This window comes from Streptococcus pseudopneumoniae, assembly GCF_001073085.1.
Lineage (GTDB): Bacteria > Bacillota > Bacilli > Lactobacillales > Streptococcaceae > Streptococcus > Streptococcus pseudopneumoniae_M.
Window position 1 is genome coordinate 75,997 of record NZ_JVFV01000013.1, and the last position, 24,863, is coordinate 100,859.

Below are 24,863 nucleotides of genomic sequence, written 5' to 3' on the forward strand. Positions count from 1 at the left end.
GGGGGAATTTGAAAGTCGAGAAATGTTCTTTTGGGTTTGGATGGAAAGAAAGACTAAATCGCAAATCCAGCTTATTTAGCAGTATAAAAAATTAGCTAACACTTGAAATTAACTTATATCGATTATTTATCTCTTCCATCTTTTTCCCCTAACGCCTTTGACTCATATTCCTCGTTTTAGATTTCTTTAAGGTTTTTATTATATCCTATAGAACTCTGCAAATTATAAACATTAAGCAAGTCGTAGAGTAAAAACGTTCGTAAAAAAGGAGACTCTTATGAAAAAACTACTATTCTTTCTCTCTTGTGGATGGATATTTCTTACTTTATCAGGATGTTCTTCAACAACAGAAGCGGAAACTAGCTCTGAAAAAGATTCAGATAACACTTTGGTTATCTACTCGCCTAACCCTGAAGACCTTATCGAAGAAACAATCCCAGCCTTCGAAGAAAAATATGGTATTAAGGTTGACTTAGTACAAGCCAGCACTGGTGAATTGTTCAAAAAAGCTGAGGCTGAAAAAGAATCCCCTGTAGCCGATGTCATTTTCGGAGGCTCCTACGCCCTCTTCTCTTCTAACGAAAATCTTTTTGAACCTTATATTTCTCAAGAGAACGACCAGATAATCCCTGAATATCAAAATAAAACTGGATTCTACACGCCTTATACACTTGATGTCAGTGTCATCATTGCCAATTCAGCTCTTACAAAAGATACTAAAATTGAAGGCTACAATGATCTACTCAATCCTAAATTAAAAGGAAAAATCGCAACTGCTGATCCAAGTAATTCTTCTAGCGCCTTTGCTCAATTAACAAACATGCTCGTAGATCAGGGGGGATATGAAAATGAGCAAGCTTGGACCTATGTGAAAAATCTATTTAGCTTAGTAGATGGGAAAATTGCTTCTAGTTCTTCAAATGTCTACAAATCAGTCGCTGACGGAGAAATGGCTGTCGGACTCACCTATGAAGATCCTGCCTTGAAACTCTTAAACGATGGCGTTGATGTAAAAGTCATTTATCCAAAAGAAGGAACCGTCTTTTTGCCTGGTAACGCAGCTATTATCAAAAATGCCAAGCACATGGAAAACGCTAAAAAATTTATCGATTTCCTTCTTTCTCAAGACATTCAGGATAAACTAGGAACTGAAACAACCATTAGACCCATTCGAAAAAATGCTAAAACCAATAAAAATATGAAATCAATGACCGAAATCAATATCGCCACTGAAGATTCTGATTACGTCATCCAAAATAAATCAGCTATTCTTAAAAAGTACAATGATATTTTCACTAATATTCAATCGAAACAGTAAAAGAGGTTCACTATGAGTGAGATCAAAATTATTAACGCAAAAAAAATCTACCATGACATTCCTGTCATTGAGAATTTAAATGTTACGATCCCAAAAGGAAGTCTTTTCACCATTCTTGGACCTTCAGGTTGTGGAAAAACGACTCTTCTTCGAATGATTGCAGGCTTCAACAGTATTGAAGGCGGAGAATTTTACTTCGATGATACTAAAATCAATAACATAGAACCCAGCAAACGCAACATCGGTATGGTTTTCCAAAACTACGCTATTTTTCCACATTTGACTGTTCGAGATAATGTTGCTTTTGGTCTTAAACAAAAAAAGGTTCCAAAAGATGAATTAGTTCAACAAACTAATAAATATCTGGAACTAATGCAAATTGATCAATACGCAGATCGAAAGCCCGATAAACTCAGTGGTGGACAACAACAACGTGTCGCCTTGGCACGTGCCTTAGCTGTTAATCCAAGTGTTCTCCTCATGGACGAGCCTCTTAGTAACCTGGATGCGAAACTTCGCTTAGATATGCGCCAAGTTATTCGAGAAATTCAACACGAAGTGGGAATTACAACTGTATATGTGACCCACGACCAAGAAGAAGCGATGGCCATTTCTGACCAAATTGCTGTTATGAAAGACGGAGTCATCCAACAAGTCGGACGACCAAAGGAACTCTATCATAAACCAGCTAATGAGTTTGTGGCAACCTTTATTGGACGCACAAATCTCATCCCAGCCAAACTAACAAAACAGAGCGACGGTGCTTATATCGTCTTTTCAGATGGCTATGCCCTCCCTATGCCAACTCTTGATCAGGCTAAGGAACAGGCTATTCTTGTAAGTATCCGTCCCGAAGAGTTTATCAAAGATGAATCTGGAGATATTGAAGGAATCATTTCCGATAGTGTTTATCTTGGACTCACCACTGAATATTTTGTAGAGACTGCATTTTCTTCAAAAATACAGGTCAGCGAAGAATCAACTTTTGAAGAAGATCTTCAAAAAGGGGATCGGATTCGTCTACGAATCAATACTCAAAAGTTAAATGTCTTTTCTGCAGATGGTTCCCAAAATCTTATTACAGGAGTTGGCTATGAAAGGTAAAAAACTAAATATTTGGACAGCCTCCTCATTCTTCATCTTTCTTACCTATCTTATTTTTCTTGTTTATCCAATTATTATTGTACTCAAGCAGGCACTGATACATGAAGGTCAATTCTCACTAGCTAATTTTGAGGATTTCTTTAGTAAATCCTATTACTCTGAGACACTAGTAAACAGTTTTAACGTCTCCATTACTTCTACTGTAACTTCCCTAGTTTTAGGGACCTTATTGGCTTACCTCTTTTCTATATATGACTTCAAAGGAAAGAAATTTTTACAGATATTGATTATCATCGCTTCCATGTCAGCTCCTTTCGTAGGGGCATACTCTTGGATTCTCTTGTTGGGACGAAATGGTGTCATCACTAAATTTTTGACAAATGCCCTTCATCTTCCAGCTATTGATATTTATGGCTTCAAAGGAATTGTACTTGTGTTTACACTCCAGCTATTCCCATTAGTTTTTCTATACGTGGCTGGAGCCATGAAAAGAATTGACCATTCTCTTCTTGAAGCCGCTGAAAGCATGGGGGTATTTGGATTCAAACGTATGATAACAGTTATTTTGCCCCTTTTAGTTCCAACTTTACTTGCCGCTGCCCTACTCGTATTTATGAGAGCATTCTCCGACTTCGGAACTCCTATGTTAATTGGTGAAGGATATCGAACTTTCCCTGTTTTAATTTATAATCAATTCATTAGTGAGGTTGGCGGAAATTCTGCTTTTGCATCTGCTTTAGCAATCATGGCGATTATCATTGCTTTAACAATCTTTCTTATTCAAAAATATATTTCCAATCGCTATAGTTTCAGTATGAATTCTCTCCATCCAATTGAGCCGAAAAAAACTACAAAAGGGAAAATGGCAGCAATTTATGCAACAGTTTACGGAATTGTCTTATTTTCTGTTCTACCTCAATTATTTTTGATTTATACCTCTTTCTTAAAAACATCAGGTATGGTATTTGTCAAAGGCTATTCTCTAAACAGTTACAAGATTGCCTTCAATCGCATGGGAGCTACTATTTTTAATACGATTCGCATTCCTTTGATTGCTTTGATTCTAGTTGTTTTATTTGCATCATTTATCTCCTACCTAGCTGTTAGAAAACGAAATTTGTTTACAAACTTAATTGATAGCCTTAGTATGGTACCTTATATCGTACCAGGAACAGTTCTCGGTATTGCCTTTATCTCTTCATTCAATACAGGTATCTTCGGAAGTGGCTTCCTTATGATTACAGGAACAGCCTTCATCTTGATTATCTCCTTATCTTTAAGAAGACTCCCTTATACAATCCGCTCATCTGTTGCTAGCTTACAACAAATAGCACCTAGTATTGAAGAAGCAGCTGAGAGTTTAGGAAGTAGCCGTCTCAATACTTTCAGTAACATCACTGTTCCAATGATGTTACCCGGTATTATTTCTGGATCTATTCTATCATGGGTAACAATGATTTCAGAACTATCTACTTCTATTCTGCTATATAACGCCAAAACAAAAACTATGACCGTAGCAATCTATACAGAGGTTCTCAGAGGAAATTATGGTGTGGCAGCTGCTTTGTCAACTATCCTCACTGTCTTGACAGTTACTTCATTATTACTATTTATGAAAATTTCTAAAAACAATAGCATTACCCTCTAGTTTTTCTCCTAAAGACAGCCAAATTTCTCATTGGCTGTTTTTTTATTTATACTCTATCATTCAATTAATTCTTCATAAATAATATAGATGCAAGATAGGGCTTTTTATGGTAGAATATAGGAAAGTGCTTTCTCAGAAGGAGGAAAATATGGACAAACAAACCATCGCTGTTTTAGGGCCTGGTTCTTGGGGTACTGCCTTGTCACAAGTTCTAAATGACAACGGACACCAAGTGCGTATCTGGGGAAATATTCCTGATCAAATTGATGAAATTAATACACAACATACTAACAAACGCTATTTTAAGGATACTGTATTAGACGAAAAAATTATTGCCTATCATGATTTGGCAGAAACCTTAAAGGGGGTTGATGCTGTCTTGTTTGTGGTGCCAACCAAGGTGACCAGATTGGTAGCTCAACAAGTGGCTGCTGTTTTGGATCATAAAGTGGTTGTCATGCATGCTTCAAAAGGCCTCGAGCCAAATAGTCACAAACGCCTTTCAACCATCCTAGAAGAAGAAATCCCTGAAGAGTTGCGTAGTGAAATTGTGGTTGTATCTGGTCCTAGCCATGCAGAAGAAACGATTGTACGTGACATCACTTTGATTACGGCTGCTTCTAAAGATTTACAGACTGCTCAATATGTTCAAAAACTCTTTAGCAACCACTACTTCCGACTTTATACCAATACAGATGTGATCGGAGTGGAAACAGCTGGTGCTCTTAAAAATATCATCGCTGTTGGTGCAGGTGCCCTCCATGGACTTGGATTTGGTGATAATGCAAAAGCTGCTATTATCACGCGCGGGCTGGCAGAAATTACCCGTCTGGGAGTTAAACTTGGAGCAAATCCATTAACATACAGTGGTCTTTCTGGAGTTGGGGATTTAATCGTTACAGGAACTTCTGTCCACTCACGTAACTGGCGTGCTGGAGATGCTCTTGGGCGTGGCGAAGCCTTGGCAGATATCGAAGCAAATATGGGAATGGTCATTGAAGGTATTTCAACAACCAAAGCTGCTTACGAATTGGCGCAAGAACTCGGAGTTTATATGCCTATCACCCAAGCCATCTACCAAGTTATTTATGAAAATGTTAATATTAAGGATGCCGTTTCTGAACTCATGAGCAATGAGTTCAAGGCAGAGAACGAGTGGTCTTAGTCACCGTTAGAAAGGAAGCTCATGAAGCAAAAAGTTAGAAAAGCTGTTATCCCTGCAGCAGGGCTTGGAACTCGTTTCCTTCCAGCAACAAAAGCCTTGGCTAAAGAAATGTTGCCAATCGTGGATAAACCAACCATCCAGTTCATCGTCGAAGAAGCTCTCAAGTCTGGAATTGAGGACATTCTTGTGGTAACAGGAAAGTCAAAACGTTCTATCGAAGATCACTTTGACTCAAACTTTGAACTAGAATACAACCTCAAGGAAAAAGGAAAAACCGACCTTTTGAAACTAGTTGATGAAACAACTGGTATGCGTCTTCACTTCATCCGTCAAACACACCCTCGTGGACTCGGAGATGCCGTCTTACAAGCCAAAGCTTTCGTCGGAAACGAACCCTTTGTGGTTATGCTTGGAGATGACCTCATGGATATCACTGATGACAAAGCTGTGCCATTGACCAAGCAGCTCATGAATGATTATGAGAAGACTCATGCTTCTACTATTGCCGTAATGCCTGTCCCACACGAAGAAGTTTCTTCATACGGTGTTATCGCTCCTCAGGGAGAAGGAAATGACGGCCTTTACAGTGTTGAAACCTTCGTTGAAAAGCCAGCACCTGAAGACGCACCAAGTGATCTAGCCATCATCGGTCGTTACCTCCTCACACCTGAGATTTTCGGTATTCTTGAAAATCAAACACCAGGAGCAGGAAATGAAATCCAGCTAACAGACGCTATCGATACCCTCAACAAAACCCAACGAGTATTTGCTCGTGAGTTTAAAGGTGCACGTTACGATGTCGGAGACAAGTTTGGGTTTATGAAGACTTCCATCGAATACGCCCTTAAACATCCACAAGTCAAAGACCACTTGAAGGACTACTTGATTGATCTTGGAAAAGAACTTTCAGGAGAAAAATAAACAATTTGTCAAACAGTCAGATTTAACTTAAATCTGGCTTTTTTGATGTCTAAATTTCGAACTCCAATCCCTATCCAAAGCCCTGTTTTAAGCCTAATTTCTTGTAAGAGATGCTTTTATGGTATAATAATAAAGAGTGAGGAATTCTATGAACAAACATGTAACAAGAATCAAACAAAAAGGACTGGCCTTACTTGGGTCTCTACAATTAACGATTTCTAAAATGAATACAAAGAAAAAGAGTGGGAAAAACTCCAAGAAGAAAAAGCAAACGCAAACACCATTCGATATCTGGACTTTATTTGCAAAAATTTTACTTGGAATAAAGGCAACTTTTAACACACTTTTCTTCCTAGCTTTTATTGGCGGTCTCCTTGGAACAGGGGTTGCCTTGGGGTATGCTGTTTCTCTCTTTGATCAGGTTAGTGTCCCTCAAACAGAAGATTTGATCAAGCAGGTCAATAATATTTCATCCATCTCTGAAATCCGCTATGCAGATGGTTCCATGATTAGCGCTATCGAAAGCGATCTACTTCGCACATCTGTATCATCAGATGCCATTTCAGATAACCTCAAGCAAGCTATCGTTGCAACCGAGGATGAACACTTTGCAGAGCACAACGGTGTCGTTCCTAAAGCTGTCATTCGTGCCAGTCTAGGAAAATTCATCGGACTTGGTTCTTCCAGTGGGGGATCTACCCTAACACAACAGCTCATCAAACAACAAGTAGTTGGTGATGCTCCTACGCTTGCCCGTAAAGCCAGTGAAATCGTTGATGCCTTGGCCTTAGAAAGAGCTATGAGCAAGGACGAAATCCTAACCACCTATCTCAACGTTGCACCTTTTGGGCGTAATAACAAGGGACAAAATATCGCAGGGGCTCAACAGGCTGCCAAAGGGATTTTTGGAGTGGATGCAAGCAAACTAACCATCCCTCAAGCGGCTTTCCTAGCAGGTTTACCACAAAGCCCTATTTCCTACTCACCTTACGAGTCTACTGGTGAGATGAAGAGCGATGAAGATATTGAACTCGGTATTAAGCGCTCAAAAGATGTTCTCTACAATATGTATCGAACAGGAGTCCTCAGCCAGGAAGACTATGAAACCTACAAGGCTTATGACATTAAGCAAGACTTCTTGCCAGCAGAAAATGCTAGCGTTACCTCTAAAGGCTTCCTCTACTTCACTGCGCTCGATGAGGCTACCAAGATTATGTATGATTATCTGGTGCAAAAGGACAATGTTTCTGACCAAGAACTACAGAACGAATCGATCCGAAAATCTTATCAAGAATTGGCCGAAAAAGAAATCCAAAACGGTGGTTACCGTATTACAACTACCATCGATAAAACGATTCATACTGCTATGCAAAATGCCGTAACAAACTACGGATACCTTCTAAATGATAGCTCGGGTCAACCTGAAGTTGGGAATGTCTTGATGGACAATCAAACTGGGGCGATTTTAGGGTTTGTAGGTGGACGAGATTATCAGACCAACCAAAACAATCATGCCTTTGATACCAAGCGTTCCCCTGCTTCTACTACCAAACCACTCTTGGCCTATGGTATCGCTATTGACCAAGGGCTCATGGGAAGTGCTAGTATCCTCTCTAACTATCCAACAAACTTCTCTAACGGAACTCCGATCATGCATGTCAACAGTCCTGGAACAGCCATGATAGACCTTAAAGAAGCTCTCAACTATTCTTGGAACATCCCAGCCTACTGGACCTACCGAATGCTCCGTGAAAAAGGGGTTGACGTCCGTTCTTACATGGAAAAAATGGGCTATGAAATCCCAGAATATGGCATTGAAAGTCTTCCAATGGGAGGAGGAATTGAAGTTACTGTAGCCCAACATACCAATGGCTACCAAACGCTAGCTAACAATGGTACCTATCATAAGAAATACATGATCTCAAAAATTGAGAAAACGAGCGGTGAGGTTCTCTATGAACATCAGGCTAAACCCATCCAAGTTTACTCTAAAGCTACTGCAACCATTATGCAGAGTTTGCTAAGAGATGTGCTTTCATCTCGAGTTACTACAAGCTTCCAAACGGATCTGACTTCCATCAATTCCAGTTTAGCAGGTGCTGACTGGATCGGAAAAACTGGTACAAGCAATGAAGAAGGAGATATGTGGCTAATGGTCTCTACTCCAAGATTAACTCTGGGAGGCTGGGTTGGACATGACGATAACAGTTCTCTAGCCCAGGGAGCTTACTACCGCAATGCAAAATATATGGCTCATCTGGTAAATGCCATTCAACAAGCATCCCCTTCTGCTTGGGGTTCAGAACGTTTCAAACTCGATTCAAGTGTCACTTCATCACAAGTCCTCAAATCAACTGGTCAAAAGCCAGGAAAGGTGACTATTAATGGAAAAGAAATTAATCTGAGCGGAGAAACGGTGACTAGCTACTGGGCAAACCAAGCTGGTGCTCCAACTACTAGCTACAAATTTGCTATTGGTGGAAGCGATTCTGACTACCAAAATGCTTGGAACACCATTTTAGGAAGTCTGCCTAAAGCATCTTCTTCCTCATCAAACAATAACAATCGTAATAATACTTCTAATAGTAACGGGAACAATAATAGTAGCTCTAGTTCCAATAACAGAAGTAGCAATCAGAGGCGCTAACTAAACAGCACAATCATTAAGAGTGGGAAAAAAATTTCTGAAAGAAATGATTTTTCTTCACTCTCTTTTTTCTTTCTTCCTTTCATGGTACAATAGCAACATGAATAACTATCAAAAGAATATTTTTAAGGGAACCATTTATTCTCTCCTATCTGGCTTGATCTGGGGGATCTGCGGAATTTTAGGAGAGTACTTTTTTTCACATTATCAAGTATCTTCAGGGTGGATTACTTCTATGCGTCTACTCGTCGCTGGTAGTTTCGTAATCGTCTTATCTAGTATAAAACTCCGGTCCCAGCTCTTCGAAATCTGGAAAAATCGAAACAACTACCTTCCTTTCCTTGCCTATGCTATCTTAGGGATCTTCTCCGTACAATTTTTCTTTTATCTCTGTGTGGAGTACTCCAACGCTACAACTGCAACCATCCTCCAATTTATCAGTCCTGTCTTCATTCTTATCTACAACCGTATTATCTACAAGAAAAAAGCTTCTAAAAAAGCGATCTTCTATGTTCTGACTGCTATGCTTGGAGTCTTTTTGATGGCTACCAAAGGCGATTTGTCTAAGCTATCCATCACTCCTCTTGCTTTACTGACTGGACTTCTCAGTGCCCTAGGCGTCATGTTCAATGTCATCTTACCCCAACGCTTTGCTAAAAAATACGGTTTTGTGCCAACTGTTGGCTGGGGAATGATTATCGCTGGACTTTTTAGTAATTTTCTCTACCCCGTTTATAAGATTAGCTTCCAGGTTGATGCCATCAGTATCTGTATTTGTTTGACCATTGCCTTTTTGGGAACGGCTTTTGCCTTTTTCCTATCGATGAAGGCTGTCTCTCTCGTTTCCCCATTGGTGGTGTCGGTCGTCAGTGCAAGCGAACCTTTATCATCTGCTATTCTAAGCGTTCTCTTTCTAGGTTTAGTCTTGGATGGGTATCTGCTACTGGCTATGATTTTGATTATCATTCCAATGATCTTTCTATCCATTGAAGAATCAAAAAACAAACTGAAAGAATCCTCTTTTAACACTTAAGGCTTCAAAATTGAAGCCTTTTTTGGTAGAATAGTAAGCATTACAAAGAGTGAGGAGACACCTATGACTGCTACAAAAATGAATGCACAAGAAATTATCCAATTTATCGCAAATGCTGAGAAAAAGACAAGTGTAAAAGTGACCTTTGAGGGGCAACTTGCTGGAGCTATCCCTGCTTCTGTTATAAAGCTCGGAAATGTTCTCTTTGGAGACTGGAAAGATATCGCTCCACTTCTTGATGGACTAACAGAAAACAAGGACTATGTTGTTGAACAAGATGCTCGTAACTCAGCTGTACCTCTCCTTGATAAACGTGATATCAATGCTCGTATCGAGCCAGGTGCTATCATCCGTGACCAGGTTGAGATTGGTGACAATGCTGTTATCATGATGGGAGCTGTTATCAACATCGGTGCTGAAATCGGTGCTGGCACTATGATTGATATGGGAGCTATTCTGGGCGGACGCGCTATTGTCGGTAAAAATAGCCACGTTGGTGCAGGTGCTGTTCTTGCAGGCGTTATCGAGCCAGCTAGTGCTGAACCTGTCCGTGTCGGTGACAATGTTCTCATCGGTGCTAACGCTGTAGTTATCGAAGGTGTTCAAATCGGTAGCGGTTCTGTTGTTGCAGCAGGAGCCATCGTCACTCAAGATGTTCCAGAAAATGTTGTGGTAGCTGGTGTCCCAGCTCGTGTTATCAAAGAAATCGATAGCCAAACCCAACAAAAAACAGCGCTAGAGGATGCGCTTCGCACCTTGTAATGAGTAACAGAGGCGGAAATATTTCCAGCCTCTTTATCGTATTAATAGAAGGAAATTAGATATGTTAGATTTAATTCAAACTCGACGCGATCTTCACCAAATTCCGGAGATTGGTTTAGAAGAATTCAAGACTCACGCTTATTTACTCAATGTTATTGAGAAATTAACAGCTAGTAAGGATTTTGTTCAGATTCGTACTTGGCGAACAGGTATTTTAGTTTACTTGCAGGGAAGTCAGCCAGAACGTACCATTGGTTGGCGGACAGACATTGATGGCCTCCCAATCGTTGAACAAACAGGCCTTCCTTTTGCCTCTCAACATCCAGACCGCATGCATGCTTGTGGGCATGATTTTCACATGACTATTGCACTTGGAAGTCTCGAACGTGCTTTAGAAAAACAACCAAAAAACAACCTCCTCTTTCTCTTTCAACCTGCGGAAGAAAATGAGGCAGGCGGTATGCTCATGTATGAAGATGATGCTTTTGGCGACTGGTTGCCTGACCAATTCTATGGACTTCATGTTCGCCCCGACTTAAAAGTTGGACAGATTGCGACCAATACCCATACACTCTTTGCTGGAACTTGCGAAGTCAAGATTCGCTTCAAGGGTAAAGGTGGTCACGCTGCCTTTCCACATGAAGCCAACGATGCTCTGGTTGCAGCTAGCTATTTTGTGACCCAAGTCCAGTCAGTTGTCAGCCGTAATGTCGACCCTATCGAGGGAGCTGTCGTCACTTTCGGTGTTTTTCAAGCTGGTACAACCAATAATGTCATCGCTGATACAGCCTTCTTACATGGAACCATTCGAGCTCTCACACACAGCATGAGCCTCTTGGTTCAAAAACGTGTCAAAGCTATCGCTGAAGGGGTCGCAGCTGCTTTTGATATGGAAGTGGAAGTTGAACTCAAACAGGGAGGATATTTACCAGTCGAAAACAATCCTGAATTAGCTCGGGAATTGATGACCTTCTTTGATGAAAAAGAGGGGATTGAACTTATTGATATTGAACCTGCTATGACAGGGGAAGACTTTGGTTATCTGCTTTCCAAGGTTCCTGGTGTCATGTTCTGGCTGGGCATTGACAGTCCCTATGCTCTTCACCATCCAAAGATGAGTCCTAAGGAAGAAGCTCTGGCAATTGGAGTTGAGGCTGTATCAAGCTTTTTAGCCAAGAAAGCTGCGGAGTAGACTATGAAAAAAGCCATACGCAAGCAGGTCTTGCAAGAACTCAAATCTATATCCAAAGAAGAAAAGGAAGTCATGGACGCTTGGTTGACTGAGCAACTCCTTCAACATCCTTTTTACAATGAAGCACAAACAATCGCTACTTATCTATCTTTTCCCCATGAATTTCAGACTCTTACATTCATCGAACAGGCTCAAAAAGATGGAAAGACTATTCTCATTCCAAAAACTTATCCTCATGGGAAAATGGACTTTGTTCTATATGAACCAGAGAAACTCGAAAGAAATTCTTTTGGACTTCTTGAACCACAGGGAGAGGCTATTATACTTGAACCCTCTCAGATTGACCTGATTCATGTTCCTGGTTTGGCTTTCAATACTTCTGGTTATCGAATTGGCTACGGTGGTGGCTATTACGATCGCTACTTGGAGCATTTTACTGGCCACACCATTAGTACACTCTATCCTTGTCAGATTCAGGATTTCCATCCTGATCCACACGATATTCCCGTTGAGGAGGTACTTATCTATGAAAGAGATTTTTGATCGTCGTTACCCTGTTACGAGCTTCTTTCTCCTTGTAACAACCCTGGTTTTTATACTCATGTTTTTAACTAGTGGTTTCAACTACACAAGCGCAGCTACCTTGTATAAATTCGGAGCTGTGTATCCCCCAGCAATCAAGGCCATGCCTGAACAAATCTGGCGCATATTCTCAGCAACCTTTGTTCACATTGGCTTGGAGCACTTTTTAGTCAATATGCTGTCCCTCTACTTTTTGGGACGTCAGATGGAGCAGATCTTTGGCTCCAAACAGTTTTTCTTTATCTACCTTCTATCAGGTATGATGGGAAATCTTTTTGTCCTCGTTTTTAGTCCCAATGCCATTACTGCTGGTGCTTCAACTGCCCTCTATGGGATGTTCGCTTCTATTGTCGTTCTTCGGTATGCTTCACGCAATCCCTATCTCCAACAGCTAGGTCAATCCTACCTTTCCCTCTTGGTCATCAACCTAGTAGGTAGCGTTTTAATGCCAGGAATCAGCCTTGCTGGACACGTAGGTGGAGCTGTCGGTGGCGCATTACTAGCTATCGTCTTCCCAGTTCGAGGAGAACGAAAGATTTACAGTCCAGGCCAACGTGGCCTAGCAACCCTAGTCTTTATTGCTTTGTCAGCCTTGATGCTTCTTGTCGGACTATTATAAAACAAGAAAAACCATTGGAAGCTCTCTCAGAGAGCTTTATTTCCAATGGTTTATTTGAATCTATTTGAAAAGTAGCTTAAAATCCATTATTGTCGCTGAGTTCTTTGAACCAGTGGCCTGATTTTTTCAGGCGACGTTCTTGTGTTTCCAAGTCAAGTTCAACCAAACCATAGCGGTTTTTATAGCTATTGAGCCATGACCAACAATCGATAAAGGTCCAAATCAAGTAACCTTTACAGTTGGCGCCGTCTTCAATAGCACGATGAAGCTCACGAAGATGACCTTTGACAAAGTCGATACGATAATCATCCTGAATCATGCCATTTTCACGGAATTTATCTTCACCTTCAACGCCCATTCCATTCTCTGTCAGCATCCACTCAATATTACCGTAGTTTTCCTTGATGTTTTGGGCAATGTCATAAATCCCTTGCTCGTAGATTTCCCAACCGCGGTGTGGATTGATCTTACGACCTGGCATGACGTAAGGTTCATAGAAATGCTCAGGCAAGAGTGGGCTGTCAGGATGCTTAGCAAAACGCGGCGCCATGACACGCAAAGGCTGATAATAGTTGACTCCTAGGAAGTCAACGGTGTTCTCACGAATGAGTTTCAACTCTTCGGCTGTGTATTCTGGTAACAAGTCATGCTCAGACAAAATTTCCACTAACTCTTCTGGATAAGCTCCTAAAACAGACGGATCTAGGAAAGATTGTGCCTGGAAAAGGTCAGCAATACGAGCAGCCTTCACGTCGGCAGGGTGCTGGCTACGTGGATAGGCTGGGGTCAAGTTGAGGACAATCCCAATCTTAGAGTCTGGTAAGATTTCATGACAAGCCTTAACTGCAAGAGTGCTGGCTAGCTGGGTATGATAGGCAACCCTAACTGCCGCTTTGGCATCCACCTTGTGAGGATAATGGGCATCATAGAAATAGCCAAACTCTACAGGAACGATAGGTTCATTGAAGGTAATCCATTGGTCCACAAGGTCGCCATAGGTTTCAAAACAGAAACGAGCATAGTCTTCATAGGCCTTAATAGTTGCCTTATTTTCCCAGCCATCGCCATCTTCTTGAAGGGCGAAAGGCAGGTCAAAGTGATAGAGATTGACTAAGAGGCGAATACCCTTGGCCTTGATGGCTTCAAATACCTGGCGGTAGAAAGCCACACCTTGAGGGTTGACTTCCCCACGGCCCTGTGGGAAAATACGAGACCACTGGATAGAAGTTCGAAAGGCTGTGTGGCCAGTTTCTAACAAAAGTTCGATATCCTTTTCCCAGTTTTCATAGAAGGTCGACGTTTTGTCTGGTCCAATACCATTGTAGTAACGATTTGGTTCTACTTGATACCAATAATCCCAGAGATTATCTCCCTTGCCATCACCAGGCACTCGTCCTTCTGTCTGCGGCCCAGAAGTTGAGGAACCCCAGACAAAATCCTTTGGAAATTTTAGCATAGTACTACCTCTTTTTACGCTTTTAATGTTTATACTCTTCGAAAATCAAATTCAAACCGCGTCAACGTCGCCTTGCCGTACTCAAGTACAGCCTGCGGCTAGTTTCCTAGTTTGCTCTTTGATTTTCATTGAGTCTTACTTTCTCTCATTATACAGAAAAAACAAGGCAAAAACTAGTTACATTTTTGTCTTGTTTTTCTTCTGATTATAGATTTTATTTGTTGGTTAAGATTTCAAGGGTTTCAAGCAAGTTATCTGCATGAACTTCGATTGTATCCCCTGTCGCCTTAATCTTGACTTCTACGATACCATCAGCTGCTTTCTTCCCAACAGTGATACGGATTGGAAGACCAATCAAGTCGCTATCGCTGAATTTAACACCGACACGTTCGTTACGGTCATCCGTCAAGACTTCGTAACCTTTGTTGACCAAGGCTTCTTCGATACGATTTGTCAATGCAAGACTTGCTTCATCCTTGACATTAACCGGAATCAAGTGCACATCAAATGGCGCCAATTCTTTAGGGAAGTTGATTCCCCAAGCGTAACGGTATTCACCTTTAGGCGTTTTGTTAACAAAGAGACGAGCGTGTTGCTCCATAACTGCTGAAAGGAGACGGCTGACACCGATACCGTAGCAACCCATGATGATCGGCACAGCACGGCCATTTTCATCCAAGACATCTGCACCCATACTTGCTGAGTAACGAGTACCCAATTTAAAGATGTGCCCAATCTCGATACCACGCGCAAAGTTGAGAACACCTTGTCCGTCTGGAGAAATCTCACCCTCACGGACTTCACGAATATCCACATACTCAGCAGTGAAGTCACGACCTGGATTCACACCAGTTAAATGGTAACCATCTTCATTGGCACCGACAACAGCATTGCGGCTATCTTGTACCTTGCGGTCAGCGATAATCTTAACATTTTCTGGAAGATTGACTGGGCCAAGGGAACCAAAGTCCGCTCCCAACGATTCTTTCACTTCTGCCTCAGTTGCAGGTTCCAAGAAATCTGCTCCAAGGTAGTTTTTCAATTTGACTTCATTGAGCTGGTCATTGCCAACGAGTAGGGCCACAACTGGCTCCTCATCTGCGATATAAACCAAGGTCTTGATTGTTTGCTCTTCAGAGACATTCAAGAAGGCAGCCACTTCATCAATTGATTTGACACCTGGTGTTTCCACGCGAGCCACTTCATCTTCAGTCACAACACGATTGCTTGGTTTGTACTCGTTGGTTGCCATTTCCAAGTTGGCTGCATAGCTTGATTCACTTGAGTAGGCAATGGTATCTTCACCAGAAACCATCCATTTGAGCAATTCAGCCTTGATTTCTTCTTGCACTTGATCAGGAATCTCGTCAAATGATGCGACAGACTTGTCTAATACCACCCAACGGTCAAGGTCTGTACGAGCAGGTGTGATGGCCATAAACTCTTGGCTATCCTTACCACCCATGGCTCCACCGTCACCGATGATGGCTTTAAAGTCCAAACCACTACGAGTGAAGATACGCTCATAGGCTGCCTTGTACTCATCATAAGTAACATCCAAACTATCGTAGTTAGCATGGAAGCTATAACCATCTTTCATGATGAATTCACGCGTACGAAGAAGTCCATTACGTGGACGTTTTTCATCACGATACTTAGGCTGGATTTGATACAAGTTCAAAGGTAATTGTTTGTAAGACTTGACAGAATCACGGACAATAGCTGTAAAAGTTTCTTCGTGAGTTGGCCCCAAGATGAAGTCTGACTTCTCACGGTTTTTCAATTTGTACAAGTCTTCCCCGTAGGTTTCATAACGACCAGATTCACGCCAAAGGTCAGCACTGAGAAGGGCTGGAGCCAACATCTCAACAGCACCCATCTTGTCAAACTCTTGACGCATGATCTTCTTAGCTTTTTCGATAACACGGTTAGCAAGCGGTAGGTAAGAGTAAACTCCTGCTGATACTTGGCGAACATAACCAGCACGCAACATAAGGGCGTGGCTGATAACTTGAGCATCGCTTGGCATTTCGCGAAGCGTTGGAATAAGCATTTTACTTTGTTTCATAATGACTCCTCTAATTCTTAAAAGAAGGTTCGCATGATGTCATTCCAAGTTACGGCGATCATCAAAACGACCATAATGACAACTCCGACCAGAGTGACATAGGTTTCAATTTCTTGTTTTAGTGGTTTGCGACGGATAGCTTCTAGGATATTGAGCACGATTTTTCCACCATCCAGCGCCGGTATCGGAATCAAGTTGAAGATACCGATATTGATGGAAATCATAGCCAAGAAGAACAAGACATTCTCAAGACCATTTTTAGCGGCGTCACTGCTTGCCTTAAAGATAGCAACGGGACCACCTAATTTATTCAAATCAGGTTGGAAGATCAAGCTTTTCAAAGCATTCAGGATGCGTAAAGCTGAATCAGCCGCAGTTGTAAATCCGCCCATAAACATAGACCAGATATCTGATTTGAGCCTTGGCTGAACACCCAATATATAACGACCTTGGCTTTCTTCAGGTGTCACACTGACTTGTTTTTCAGTGCCATTTTCAGAAACCGTCACATCCAAAACGGGCGCTGTTTTGTCCTTGGTTTCTGCATCGACCGCCTGAATCAAATCTGACCAGTTTGAAATCTCATAACTGCCGACTTTAGTGATTTGGGCCATATTTTCAACACCAACCTTAGCCAAAGCGCTATCTGGAATAATACTGAAGTTATTCGTTTGCGTATCACGAACACCGCCTTGCATGAAAATCAAAATCCAGAAAACGACGACTCCTAGGATAAAATTATTCATAGGACCAGCAAAGTTGGTAATCAATTTACCCCAGACAGTCGCATTCTGATATTGGACGTCTAAGGGAGCGATACGAACTTCCGTTCCATCAGCTTCCACAATGGTCGCATCATGGTCTACTGAGAAAGTCTTTTCCTCTTCTAAGACCAAGCCTCTAATAAAGAGTTTATCCTCAAAATCAAACTGAGTGACCTGCATAGGCAGAGCTGTCTGGTCAACCTTTTTACCAGAGAGATTGATACGTTTGACCTTACCATCCGCTGCCAATGTTAGGCTTGCAGGAGTTCCAGTCTTAATTTCTGTCGTATCTTCACCCCAACCTGCCATCCGAACGTAACCACCAAGTGGCAGGAGACGAATGGTATAAGCAGTTCCATCTTTTCCGATGTGGGCAAAGATTTTGGGGCCCATACCGATGGCAAACTCACGAACCAAAATTCCAGATTTCTTAGCAAAGTAAAAATGTCCGAATTCGTGAACCACTACGATAATCCCAAAGACCAGGATAAATGTTAGTAATCCTATCATTTAATTTCTATTTACCTTTCCTTAAAATAAGCCAAAGAGGTGCATAATAGGGAAGACAGCCAGCATGCAATCAAAACGATCCAATACCCCACCATGACCTGGGATAAACTTGCCTGAGTCTTTGACGCCAAAGTGACGTTTCATTGCACTTTCAATCAAATCTCCCAACTGACCAGCTATACTAAAGAAAATAGCAAAGACCATCATTTTGTAAATCCCATAAGGTAAAGCAACAGTACTATCAACTAGCATAAAAATCAAAGTCACTAGCATAGCAGCCACGATACCCCCCATAGCACCCTCTATGGTTTTGTTAGGGGAAACTCTCGGAGCTAGCTTTCTCTTACCAAACTTCATTCCTACTAGATAGGCTCCACTATCGGTTGCCCAGACCATACACAGTCCCAAAAGCGCCTTATCCAAACCTGCAATACGAGCATCGACCAAAGCATTAAAGCCAAAGCCAACATAAAAACTCATGGCAATCGGAAAAACAGCATCCTCAATAGTATAGTTCTTGCTGAAGACTGTTGCCCCTAGTAAAATCAGTATCACGACACTATAAGCTACAACATTCCCATCTACAGGTAAAAACTTCCAGTAGTTTTCCAAAGGTACGGTCAGAGCAAAGGTTGCTAGTAAAGTCAAGAGCCCTTCAGGCGTCATGGTATTTAAACCCTTCATGCGCAGTAACTCATGTACTCCCAACATCGCCACAATCCCCATGGCAATCTGGAGCCATAAGCCACCAATCGCCAAGATTGGGATAAAGATAGCCAAGGCCAAGATAGCAAAAAGGGTTCTCTTTTGTAAATCCTGTATCATAATATCTCCTAAACTCCTCCAAAACGACGGTTGCGACGATTGTACTCGATGATAGCTTCTTTCAAGGCTTCCTCATCAAAGTCAGGCCACAAGACATCCGTGAAATAGAGCTCGCTATAAGCAGCCTGCCATGGCAAGAAATTACTCAAACGAAGTTCACCGCTGGTCCGAATAATCAAGTCAGGATCACGCAAGACTTTTGGCAAATGTCCCGTAAAGAGATATTCCCCAATCAACTCCTCGGTGATATCACCAAGATTGATCTTAGCATCTAAAACATCCTGTGCAATCAACTTGACCGCTTGTGTAATCTCAGCTCGTCCACCATAATTAAGGGCAAAATTGAGAATCAATCCTGTATTTAACTTAGTCAGTTCTTCTGCCTTTTTCAAGGCATCAAAAGTCTGCTTCGGCAAACGATCAGTCTCCCCAATCATTTGAATCTTCATGTTCTTCTGATGCAATTCGGGAACAAACTTATCATAAAATTCAACAGGTAAGTTCATGATAAATTTGACTTCCTGATCTGGACGGGTCCAGTTTTCAGTCGAGAAGGCATAGACCGTCAAGGCTTTGACTCCCATATCACTAGCAGCAATGGCTACCGTTCTCAAAGCATCCATCCCAGCCTTATGCCCAAAGACACGTGGTTGCATCCGTTTTTTAGCCCAACGGCCATTCCCATCCATGATAACTCCGATATGTGCTGGCACCATTGTGGGGGTTTCTGTTGCTTTATCTTTTTTTAAAAATCCAAACATGATTGTATTCCTATTCAAAAATCTATCGTTTCATTATACCATATTTTTCACTTTTCTTCTATTATCGTCTATCATTCTACGGCGAAATTTCCCATATATCTCCTATATTTCCAGTATATCAAGCCTTGCAATTCCTAAAGAAAGTTGATACAATAAAATCATAGAGATTCGATCCTTGTTCAGCCACAGGGATTTTTTATTGAAAGGATTTTATCATGTCAAAGACACTCCAACGTAAAAAACAATTGAGAAACAGCCTACGTCGCTCAGGTGCATTTTCAAGCACTGTAAACAAGGTTGTCGAAGAAACAAAAAAAGTTGTAAAACATGCTGAAAAAGCAGCAAGCGATGCAGGTAAAGCTGTCTCTAAAAAGGTTGAAAAAACTGTAGAAGCAACCAAAGAGCAAGCTCAAAAAGTTGCTACTTCTGTAGAAGATTTCGCAGCTAACCTAGGGGGACTTTCAGTTGACCGCGCTAAAACTTTCTACGATGAAGGTATCAAGTCTGCTGCTGACTTCAAAAACTGGACAGAAAAAGAGCTCCTTGCCTTGAAAGGAATCGGTCCAGCTACGATCAAGAAATTAAAAGAAAACGGCATCAAGTTCAAGTAATCTTTCTTGTTCCTTGCTTTTCCGTCAAAAACTTGTTAAAATAAAGCCATTAGAGGTGTTTTGAGTCCCACATTTTACAGAAAGTGGCGGTGCTGAGAAGTCCACAAATGTGTCAAAACTGGTTGCTAATGGATGAAATTAAAAATTGAAATATAAATCTTTTTGTTTCCTTTTAGGACTAGACAGCGAGTTGCAGGCTGTACTCAAGTACGGCAAGACGAGCTAACGACGTCATAAAAGAGAAACAAGAAGATTAAAGTTGCGGGCATCTGCCCGAAATTGGGTGGTACCGCGGATTAACACATTCGTCCCTGTCAGATTGATGGCAGGGGCGATTTTTATTTTAGACCCCTAGCCAAAGGAGGTTGTCATGAAACAATCTTTTAACACCAGCAAGCTCTACTATGGTTTTCCTATCTTCATCTTGGGATATCAGGACAAGAACTTTGGGCACAATATCACGACCTGCAGTTCCTCTTATAGCCTGGGAGATTGGCTAGTCATCGGTGTTGGCGCTGAGGAAAATGCGGCTGACCAGATTAAGCATTATCAACAGTTTACCGTAAACATCCCTGATGAAAACTTCATGCTCGAAATGGAGCAGGCTGGTTTTATCAGCCATCGGGAAAAGTTAAAACACCTAGGGCTTGACTACGAAATTTCTGTACGGACTCAGGCCCCGATTTTAGAGGCATGTCCAGTCGTATTGGACTGTCAGGTGGATCGGATTATCGAGGAAGATGGCATCTGCCATATCTTTGCCAAGATTCTCGAGCGACTGGCTGATCCAGAGCTCTTGGACGATAAAGAGCATTTTAAAAATGACTGCTTTGCCCCAACTTACTTTATGGGGGACGGTCATCAACGCGTTTACCGTTATCTGGATGACCGAGTCGATCCCATGGGAAGCTTCATCAAGAAAGCGAGGAAGAAGAATGACAAGAGCTGAACTGCCAGAACAAATCGAAACGGAGCGTCTGGTCTTACGAGTCCGTACCGTGGCGGATGCCGAGGATATCTTTGACTATGCTAGTCGTCCAGAAGTCTCTTACCCAGCAGGCTTCCCACCCGTCAAGAGCTTGGAAGATGAGATTTATTACCTAGAACATATCCTTCCCGAGCGCAACGAAAAAGAAAATCTCCCAGCAGGCTACGGAATTATCGTTAAAGGAACCGATACAATCATTGGTTCTGTCGATTTCCCCCGTCGCTACGAAGACGATGTGCTGGAGATTGGCTATACCTTGCACCCGGATTATTGGGGTCGCGGTTATGTACCAGAAGCAGCGCGTGCCTTGATTGATTTAGCTTTTAAAGAACTAAACCTACACAAGATTGAACTATCTTGCTTTGGTTACAACCTTCAAAGTCAACGTGTCGCTGAGAAACTGGGCTTCACCCTCGAAGCTCGCATCCGAGACCGCAAAGATGCCCAAGGCAATCGCTGTGATGATTTGAGATACGGCTTACTGAAGAATGAGTGGGAGGAAACTGTTAGATGAATTGTTCAAAAATTTCGAACAGTTTGGAGATAATATTAGTAATTCAAAGAGAGGTGAAAAATGAATACAGATCAGATTATTATTCTGCTCAGTGGAGCAGGTCTAGGAGCTGTTTTAAGTGCATTTTTAGTTTTTATAAATAATAGCAAAAAGAATAAACTAGATTTTATAACTAAAGAACGTTCAGAGTGGAGAAAGGATATTCAAATTATTTTAGATGACTTGGGTAAAGTAGGTAAGCGTGCAGAAGCTATACAACGTTTAAAGTCACGAATTAATCCATACGGAAAGAGTTTGACAGTTAAGAATGGAGATAATTTTTATTTATATGAAGGTCATATCTGGAGTTTGATTAATACAATTGATATAACCAATACTAGTCAAATAGAAAAGTTATCCGATTATGTGCAACTACTCTGGAAATATGACTGGGAGAGATCCAAGCGGGAAATAAAATTTGATATTTTTAATAGTTTTATATACTTTATTCTTGTTATCGGATCCATATCTAATTCTTTATTAATCCTTTTTAAATTTGACGAATTTTGGTGGAAGGTTTTATTGTGCTCATCATCAATCATTATGATAATACATACATTCTACTTCGAAGAATTTACTAAAAAAATTAAAAAATGGACTGTACTTGATGTCCTATATCTTGTGTTATTAATTATGTCAATGTATGCTAGTATGTATGCTATGTTATTTTGGATAATTCCTACTAACACAACCACATTGGATATGATCATCTCCGCTTTATTGATATATATACCATTAATAGGTACGGAGCGAAATATTATTTTGAAAGCCAATAATGAAGAAAAAGAATATATAGACGCTTTAAAGGAAAAAGAGGAAAACGACAAACACATATCTAAACAACCTCAAGGAGTTCAAAAGTCTAAAACTTTTTCAATCACAATTTCTACCACCAAACGTAACTAGAAAACTCTACCTTAATTAAGCTTGAGGCACAACCTTCAAAGTCAACGAATCGCTGAGAAAGTGGTTTTCCCCATTAATGCTTGTATCTCTAAGGCAGTCGAGATAGGACCTATTGAAGAATGAGTTAGAGGAGAATAGATGCCTAAAAAGAAAAATAGAAAAAAAGAATTAAAACGACAGCAAAAGTTGGATATCAAAGTTATTTCTGAAGAAGAGGCTGCTTGGACAGAAATCATGGCCAAAAATCCAACTTTTGTAGAACGTCGGACCATTCAAAACTTCGATGAACTACATACAGCAGTGATGCAATATGCTGATGAACACGGAGAGTATCCAGATGTTCAGCTAATCAATTACCAACTGAAAAATGGAATTTTTGACTGGCATGAAGATCATGCTTTATTTAGAGAAGCTATGCATACTCCGAATACACAGAAGAGAAATAAACTGTTAAAGCAAGTTTTAAAAATCAATCCAAATTATTTTGCTGCTGATTTCCACCTATTCTTATCAGAAGTTGAAGATTTTGATTTGCCAACCTTTAAAAAAGTATTGGATTTTGAAATTCTAGTTTTAGAAAAATGGAAAATGAACGGATACAATAGTTGGAATTATTTTGAAGCACGCCCTATCCTGTCTGCTCTGATGTTCCTGATTGAATATTATATGACGGAGAACCTTAATTATAAGGCTTTAGAATTGATTAATCTATATTTGAGTAAGCGACCAGAACGGTTTCCTCCTAATTTTGTCTTCTGTATGCTTTCCTTGTATCATATTACTGGTCAGGAGCTAAAGGTTGAACGTTTCTATCATGAAGAATTAAATAAGGGCAAATGGGATGATACCATTCTTATTCATGCCATCATCTCTGCTTTTTCTCAAGGAAAAATTGAGGAAGCAAGTCAGCTATTTGCAAAATTAGTGGAAATCAATGATGAAGCTGTTGAATTCTTTATAGAGGAAGATTGGCAATCCAAAGTTATAGATATCGAAGACCAAGAATGCTATTGTCCAAATTCAGTTGAATCGCTACAAGCTAGTTTGTATCCTTTGTTTGATTATTTACTAGAAAATATTATTTTAACAAAATTTCTAACAAACGAAGCTAAGAAGTTCCATCGTAAACCAGTATTTTCGAAGCATTCCAGTATGATAAGAAATTTATCCAAGGTAAACGACTGGTACTCCTTTATGAGCGAGGAAAAAATGAAGGGAATCCGGATGGATCTTGTTCACATCTTTGTTGAAAATGGGATTCGTAGGTCTACAGATTTCAAAAAATGGACCGAAAAAGAAGTTCTCGCCTTGAAGGGAATTGGTCCCGCTACCGTTCAAAAACTGAAAGAAAACGGTATACAGTTTAAGAACGAGAAGTAATTGTTTATTGAAGGGAGGAGGTGGAATTGTCTTGAATGAAATTTCTAATTTCATCCTGTATACTACACCCAATGGCGACGTTCAGCTAGATATCCTTTTACAAGATGAAAATCTTTGGTTAACTCAAAAAGGTCTTGCGGAGCTCTTTGGAGTTGAACGAAGTGTCATTACAAAGCACTTGAAAAACATTTATGATAGTGGTGAGTTGGCTAAGGTATCAACTTGTGCAAAATTTGCACAGGTTCAACAAGAGGGAAATAGAACTGTCCGGCGTGAACTTGAGTATTACAATCTAGATACTATCATTTCAGTTGGCTATCGCGTAAATTCCAGCAAGGCTACTCAATTTAGAATTTGGGCAACCAATACCTTGAAAGAATTTATCATCAAAGGTTTTATTTTGGATGATGAACGCTTGAAACAAGGACAGACAGTTTTCGGACAAGATTATTTCCGTGAACTTTTAGAACGAATTCGCTCTATTCGTTCTAGCGAACGCCGAATCTATCAGCAAATTACGGATATCTTTGCCGAATGTGCCATAGATTATGATCGAAACTCAGATATTACTAAAAATTTCTATGCTATGGTGCAAAATAAATTTCATTATGCAATTACTGGAAGTACTGCTGCAGAAATTATCTATCAGCAAGCCGATGCTAGTAAAGAAAAAATGGGATTAACTACTTGGAAGAATGCACCTGATGGACGAGTGCTCAAATCAGATGTAACTGTAGCCAAAAATTATTTGCAAGAAAAAGAAATTCGACAACTAGAGCGAACTGTTACAGCCTACTTTGATTATATCGAGGGTTTGGTTGAGCGCCGTAATACTTTTACAATGCGAGGATTGGCAGATAGTATTGATCGCTTTCTATCTTTTAATGAATATGAAATCTTAGAAGGAAAAGGAAGTATTTCCAAGAGACAAGCAGACTCAAAAGCCATCCAAGAGTATGAAAAATTTAACCGAATTCAAAAAATCATGTCAGATTTTGATAAACATATTATGAAGATAATGAGAGAAAGTTAATGCAAAATTTTTCACCG

At 40.7% G+C, this 24,863-nt stretch carries 22 protein-coding genes; 17 read left to right on the top strand and 5 right to left on the bottom strand.

The window, feature by feature from the left end:
• Positions 1–277: 277 nt before the first annotated feature.
• The 11 genes from ADH90_RS02770 (at position 278) to ADH90_RS02820 (ending at position 12,991) form a co-directional block, all read left to right on the top strand.
• A complete protein-coding gene (locus ADH90_RS02770; protein ID WP_049529861.1) occupies positions 278–1,318 on the top strand; it encodes an ABC transporter substrate-binding protein in 1,041 nt (346 codons plus the stop codon).
• A 12-nt stretch (positions 1,319–1,330) separates the two neighbouring features.
• Positions 1,331–2,422, top strand: coding sequence for an ABC transporter ATP-binding protein (locus ADH90_RS02775; protein WP_049529862.1), 1,092 nt, complete (start codon positions 1,331–1,333; stop codon positions 2,420–2,422).
• The gene (locus ADH90_RS02780) at positions 2,412–4,070 is read left to right on the top strand and encodes an ABC transporter permease (RefSeq protein WP_049529863.1); all 1,659 of its coding nucleotides are present in this window, start codon (positions 2,412–2,414) and stop codon (positions 4,068–4,070) included. The genes ADH90_RS02775 and ADH90_RS02780 overlap by 11 nt, the downstream gene beginning before the upstream one ends.
• A gap of 148 nt (positions 4,071–4,218) precedes the next feature.
• The gene (locus ADH90_RS02785) at positions 4,219–5,235 is read left to right on the top strand and encodes an NAD(P)H-dependent glycerol-3-phosphate dehydrogenase (protein WP_049529864.1); all 1,017 of its coding nucleotides are present in this window, start codon (positions 4,219–4,221) and stop codon (positions 5,233–5,235) included.
• 21 nt (positions 5,236–5,256) lie between these two features.
• Entirely contained in the window at positions 5,257–6,156 is a 900-nt protein-coding gene (gene galU / locus ADH90_RS02790) for a UTP--glucose-1-phosphate uridylyltransferase GalU (protein WP_049529865.1), read from the top strand.
• Positions 6,157–6,304: 148 nt separating this feature from the next.
• Positions 6,305–8,803 (top strand): penicillin-binding protein PBP1B, encoded by a 2,499-nt coding sequence (gene pbp1b / locus ADH90_RS02795; RefSeq protein WP_080982610.1) that lies wholly within the window; start codon positions 6,305–6,307, stop codon positions 8,801–8,803.
• Between the two features lie 100 nt (positions 8,804–8,903).
• Positions 8,904–9,836 (top strand): DMT family transporter, encoded by a 933-nt coding sequence (locus ADH90_RS02800; protein WP_049529902.1) that lies wholly within the window; start codon positions 8,904–8,906, stop codon positions 9,834–9,836.
• A 63-nt stretch (positions 9,837–9,899) separates the two neighbouring features.
• On the top strand, positions 9,900–10,598 hold the full coding sequence (gene dapD / locus ADH90_RS02805; protein ID WP_000127452.1) for a 2,3,4,5-tetrahydropyridine-2,6-dicarboxylate N-acetyltransferase: 699 nt from the start codon (positions 9,900–9,902) through the stop codon (positions 10,596–10,598).
• Between the two features lie 61 nt (positions 10,599–10,659).
• On the top strand, positions 10,660–11,790 hold the full coding sequence (locus ADH90_RS02810) for an N-acetyldiaminopimelate deacetylase (protein ID WP_049529866.1): 1,131 nt from the start codon (positions 10,660–10,662) through the stop codon (positions 11,788–11,790).
• 3 nt (positions 11,791–11,793) lie between these two features.
• Complete coding sequence (locus ADH90_RS02815; protein ID WP_049529867.1) at positions 11,794–12,333, top strand: 5-formyltetrahydrofolate cyclo-ligase; 540 nt, start codon at positions 11,794–11,796, stop codon at positions 12,331–12,333.
• The gene (locus tag ADH90_RS02820; RefSeq protein ID WP_049529868.1) at positions 12,317–12,991 is read left to right on the top strand and encodes a rhomboid family intramembrane serine protease; all 675 of its coding nucleotides are present in this window, start codon (positions 12,317–12,319) and stop codon (positions 12,989–12,991) included. The genes ADH90_RS02815 and ADH90_RS02820 overlap by 17 nt, the downstream gene beginning before the upstream one ends.
• A gap of 76 nt (positions 12,992–13,067) precedes the next feature.
• On the opposite strand, the gene ADH90_RS02825 is transcribed toward ADH90_RS02820, so the two are convergent.
• From ADH90_RS02825 to ADH90_RS02845, 5 genes are all read right to left on the bottom strand, one after another.
• The gene (locus tag ADH90_RS02825; RefSeq protein WP_049529869.1) at positions 13,068–14,447 is read right to left on the bottom strand and encodes a glycoside hydrolase family 1 protein; all 1,380 of its coding nucleotides are present in this window, start codon (positions 14,445–14,447) and stop codon (positions 13,068–13,070) included.
• A gap of 214 nt (positions 14,448–14,661) precedes the next feature.
• A complete protein-coding gene (locus ADH90_RS02830) occupies positions 14,662–16,515 on the bottom strand; it encodes a proline--tRNA ligase (protein ID WP_049529870.1) in 1,854 nt (617 codons plus the stop codon).
• A 17-nt stretch (positions 16,516–16,532) separates the two neighbouring features.
• Positions 16,533–17,789, bottom strand: a complete 1,257-nt coding sequence (gene rseP / locus ADH90_RS02835) for an RIP metalloprotease RseP (RefSeq protein ID WP_049529871.1) — start codon at positions 17,787–17,789, stop codon at positions 16,533–16,535.
• A gap of 21 nt (positions 17,790–17,810) precedes the next feature.
• Entirely contained in the window at positions 17,811–18,614 is an 804-nt protein-coding gene (locus ADH90_RS02840) for a phosphatidate cytidylyltransferase (RefSeq protein WP_049529872.1), read from the bottom strand.
• 8 nt (positions 18,615–18,622) lie between these two features.
• Positions 18,623–19,375 carry an isoprenyl transferase gene (locus tag ADH90_RS02845; protein WP_049529873.1) on the bottom strand — a complete coding sequence of 251 codons (753 nt, stop codon included), beginning with the start codon at positions 19,373–19,375 and terminating at the stop codon, positions 18,623–18,625.
• 215 nt (positions 19,376–19,590) lie between these two features.
• Here ADH90_RS02845 and ADH90_RS02850 point away from each other — a divergent pair, with 215 nt between their 5' ends.
• The 6 genes from ADH90_RS02850 to ADH90_RS02875 all read left to right on the top strand — a co-directional run bounded on the left by ADH90_RS02850 (position 19,591) and on the right by ADH90_RS02875 (position 24,846).
• Positions 19,591–19,986: a helix-hairpin-helix domain-containing protein gene (locus ADH90_RS02850; protein WP_045762766.1), complete on the top strand. Its 396-nt coding sequence runs from the start codon at positions 19,591–19,593 to the stop codon at positions 19,984–19,986.
• Positions 19,987–20,356: 370 nt separating this feature from the next.
• Entirely contained in the window at positions 20,357–20,935 is a 579-nt protein-coding gene (locus tag ADH90_RS02855; RefSeq protein WP_049529874.1) for a flavin reductase family protein, read from the top strand.
• Entirely contained in the window at positions 20,922–21,488 is a 567-nt protein-coding gene (locus tag ADH90_RS02860) for a GNAT family N-acetyltransferase (RefSeq protein ID WP_049529875.1), read from the top strand. The genes ADH90_RS02855 and ADH90_RS02860 overlap by 14 nt, the downstream gene beginning before the upstream one ends.
• 60 nt (positions 21,489–21,548) lie before the next feature.
• Positions 21,549–22,433: a hypothetical protein gene (locus tag ADH90_RS02865; protein WP_049529876.1), complete on the top strand. Its 885-nt coding sequence runs from the start codon at positions 21,549–21,551 to the stop codon at positions 22,431–22,433.
• Between the two features lie 138 nt (positions 22,434–22,571).
• On the top strand, positions 22,572–23,813 hold the full coding sequence (locus ADH90_RS02870) for a hypothetical protein (RefSeq protein WP_049529877.1): 1,242 nt from the start codon (positions 22,572–22,574) through the stop codon (positions 23,811–23,813).
• Positions 23,814–23,844: 31 nt separating this feature from the next.
• A complete protein-coding gene (locus ADH90_RS02875) occupies positions 23,845–24,846 on the top strand; it encodes a virulence RhuM family protein (RefSeq protein WP_049529903.1) in 1,002 nt (333 codons plus the stop codon).
• Positions 24,847–24,863: the final 17 nt, after the last annotated feature.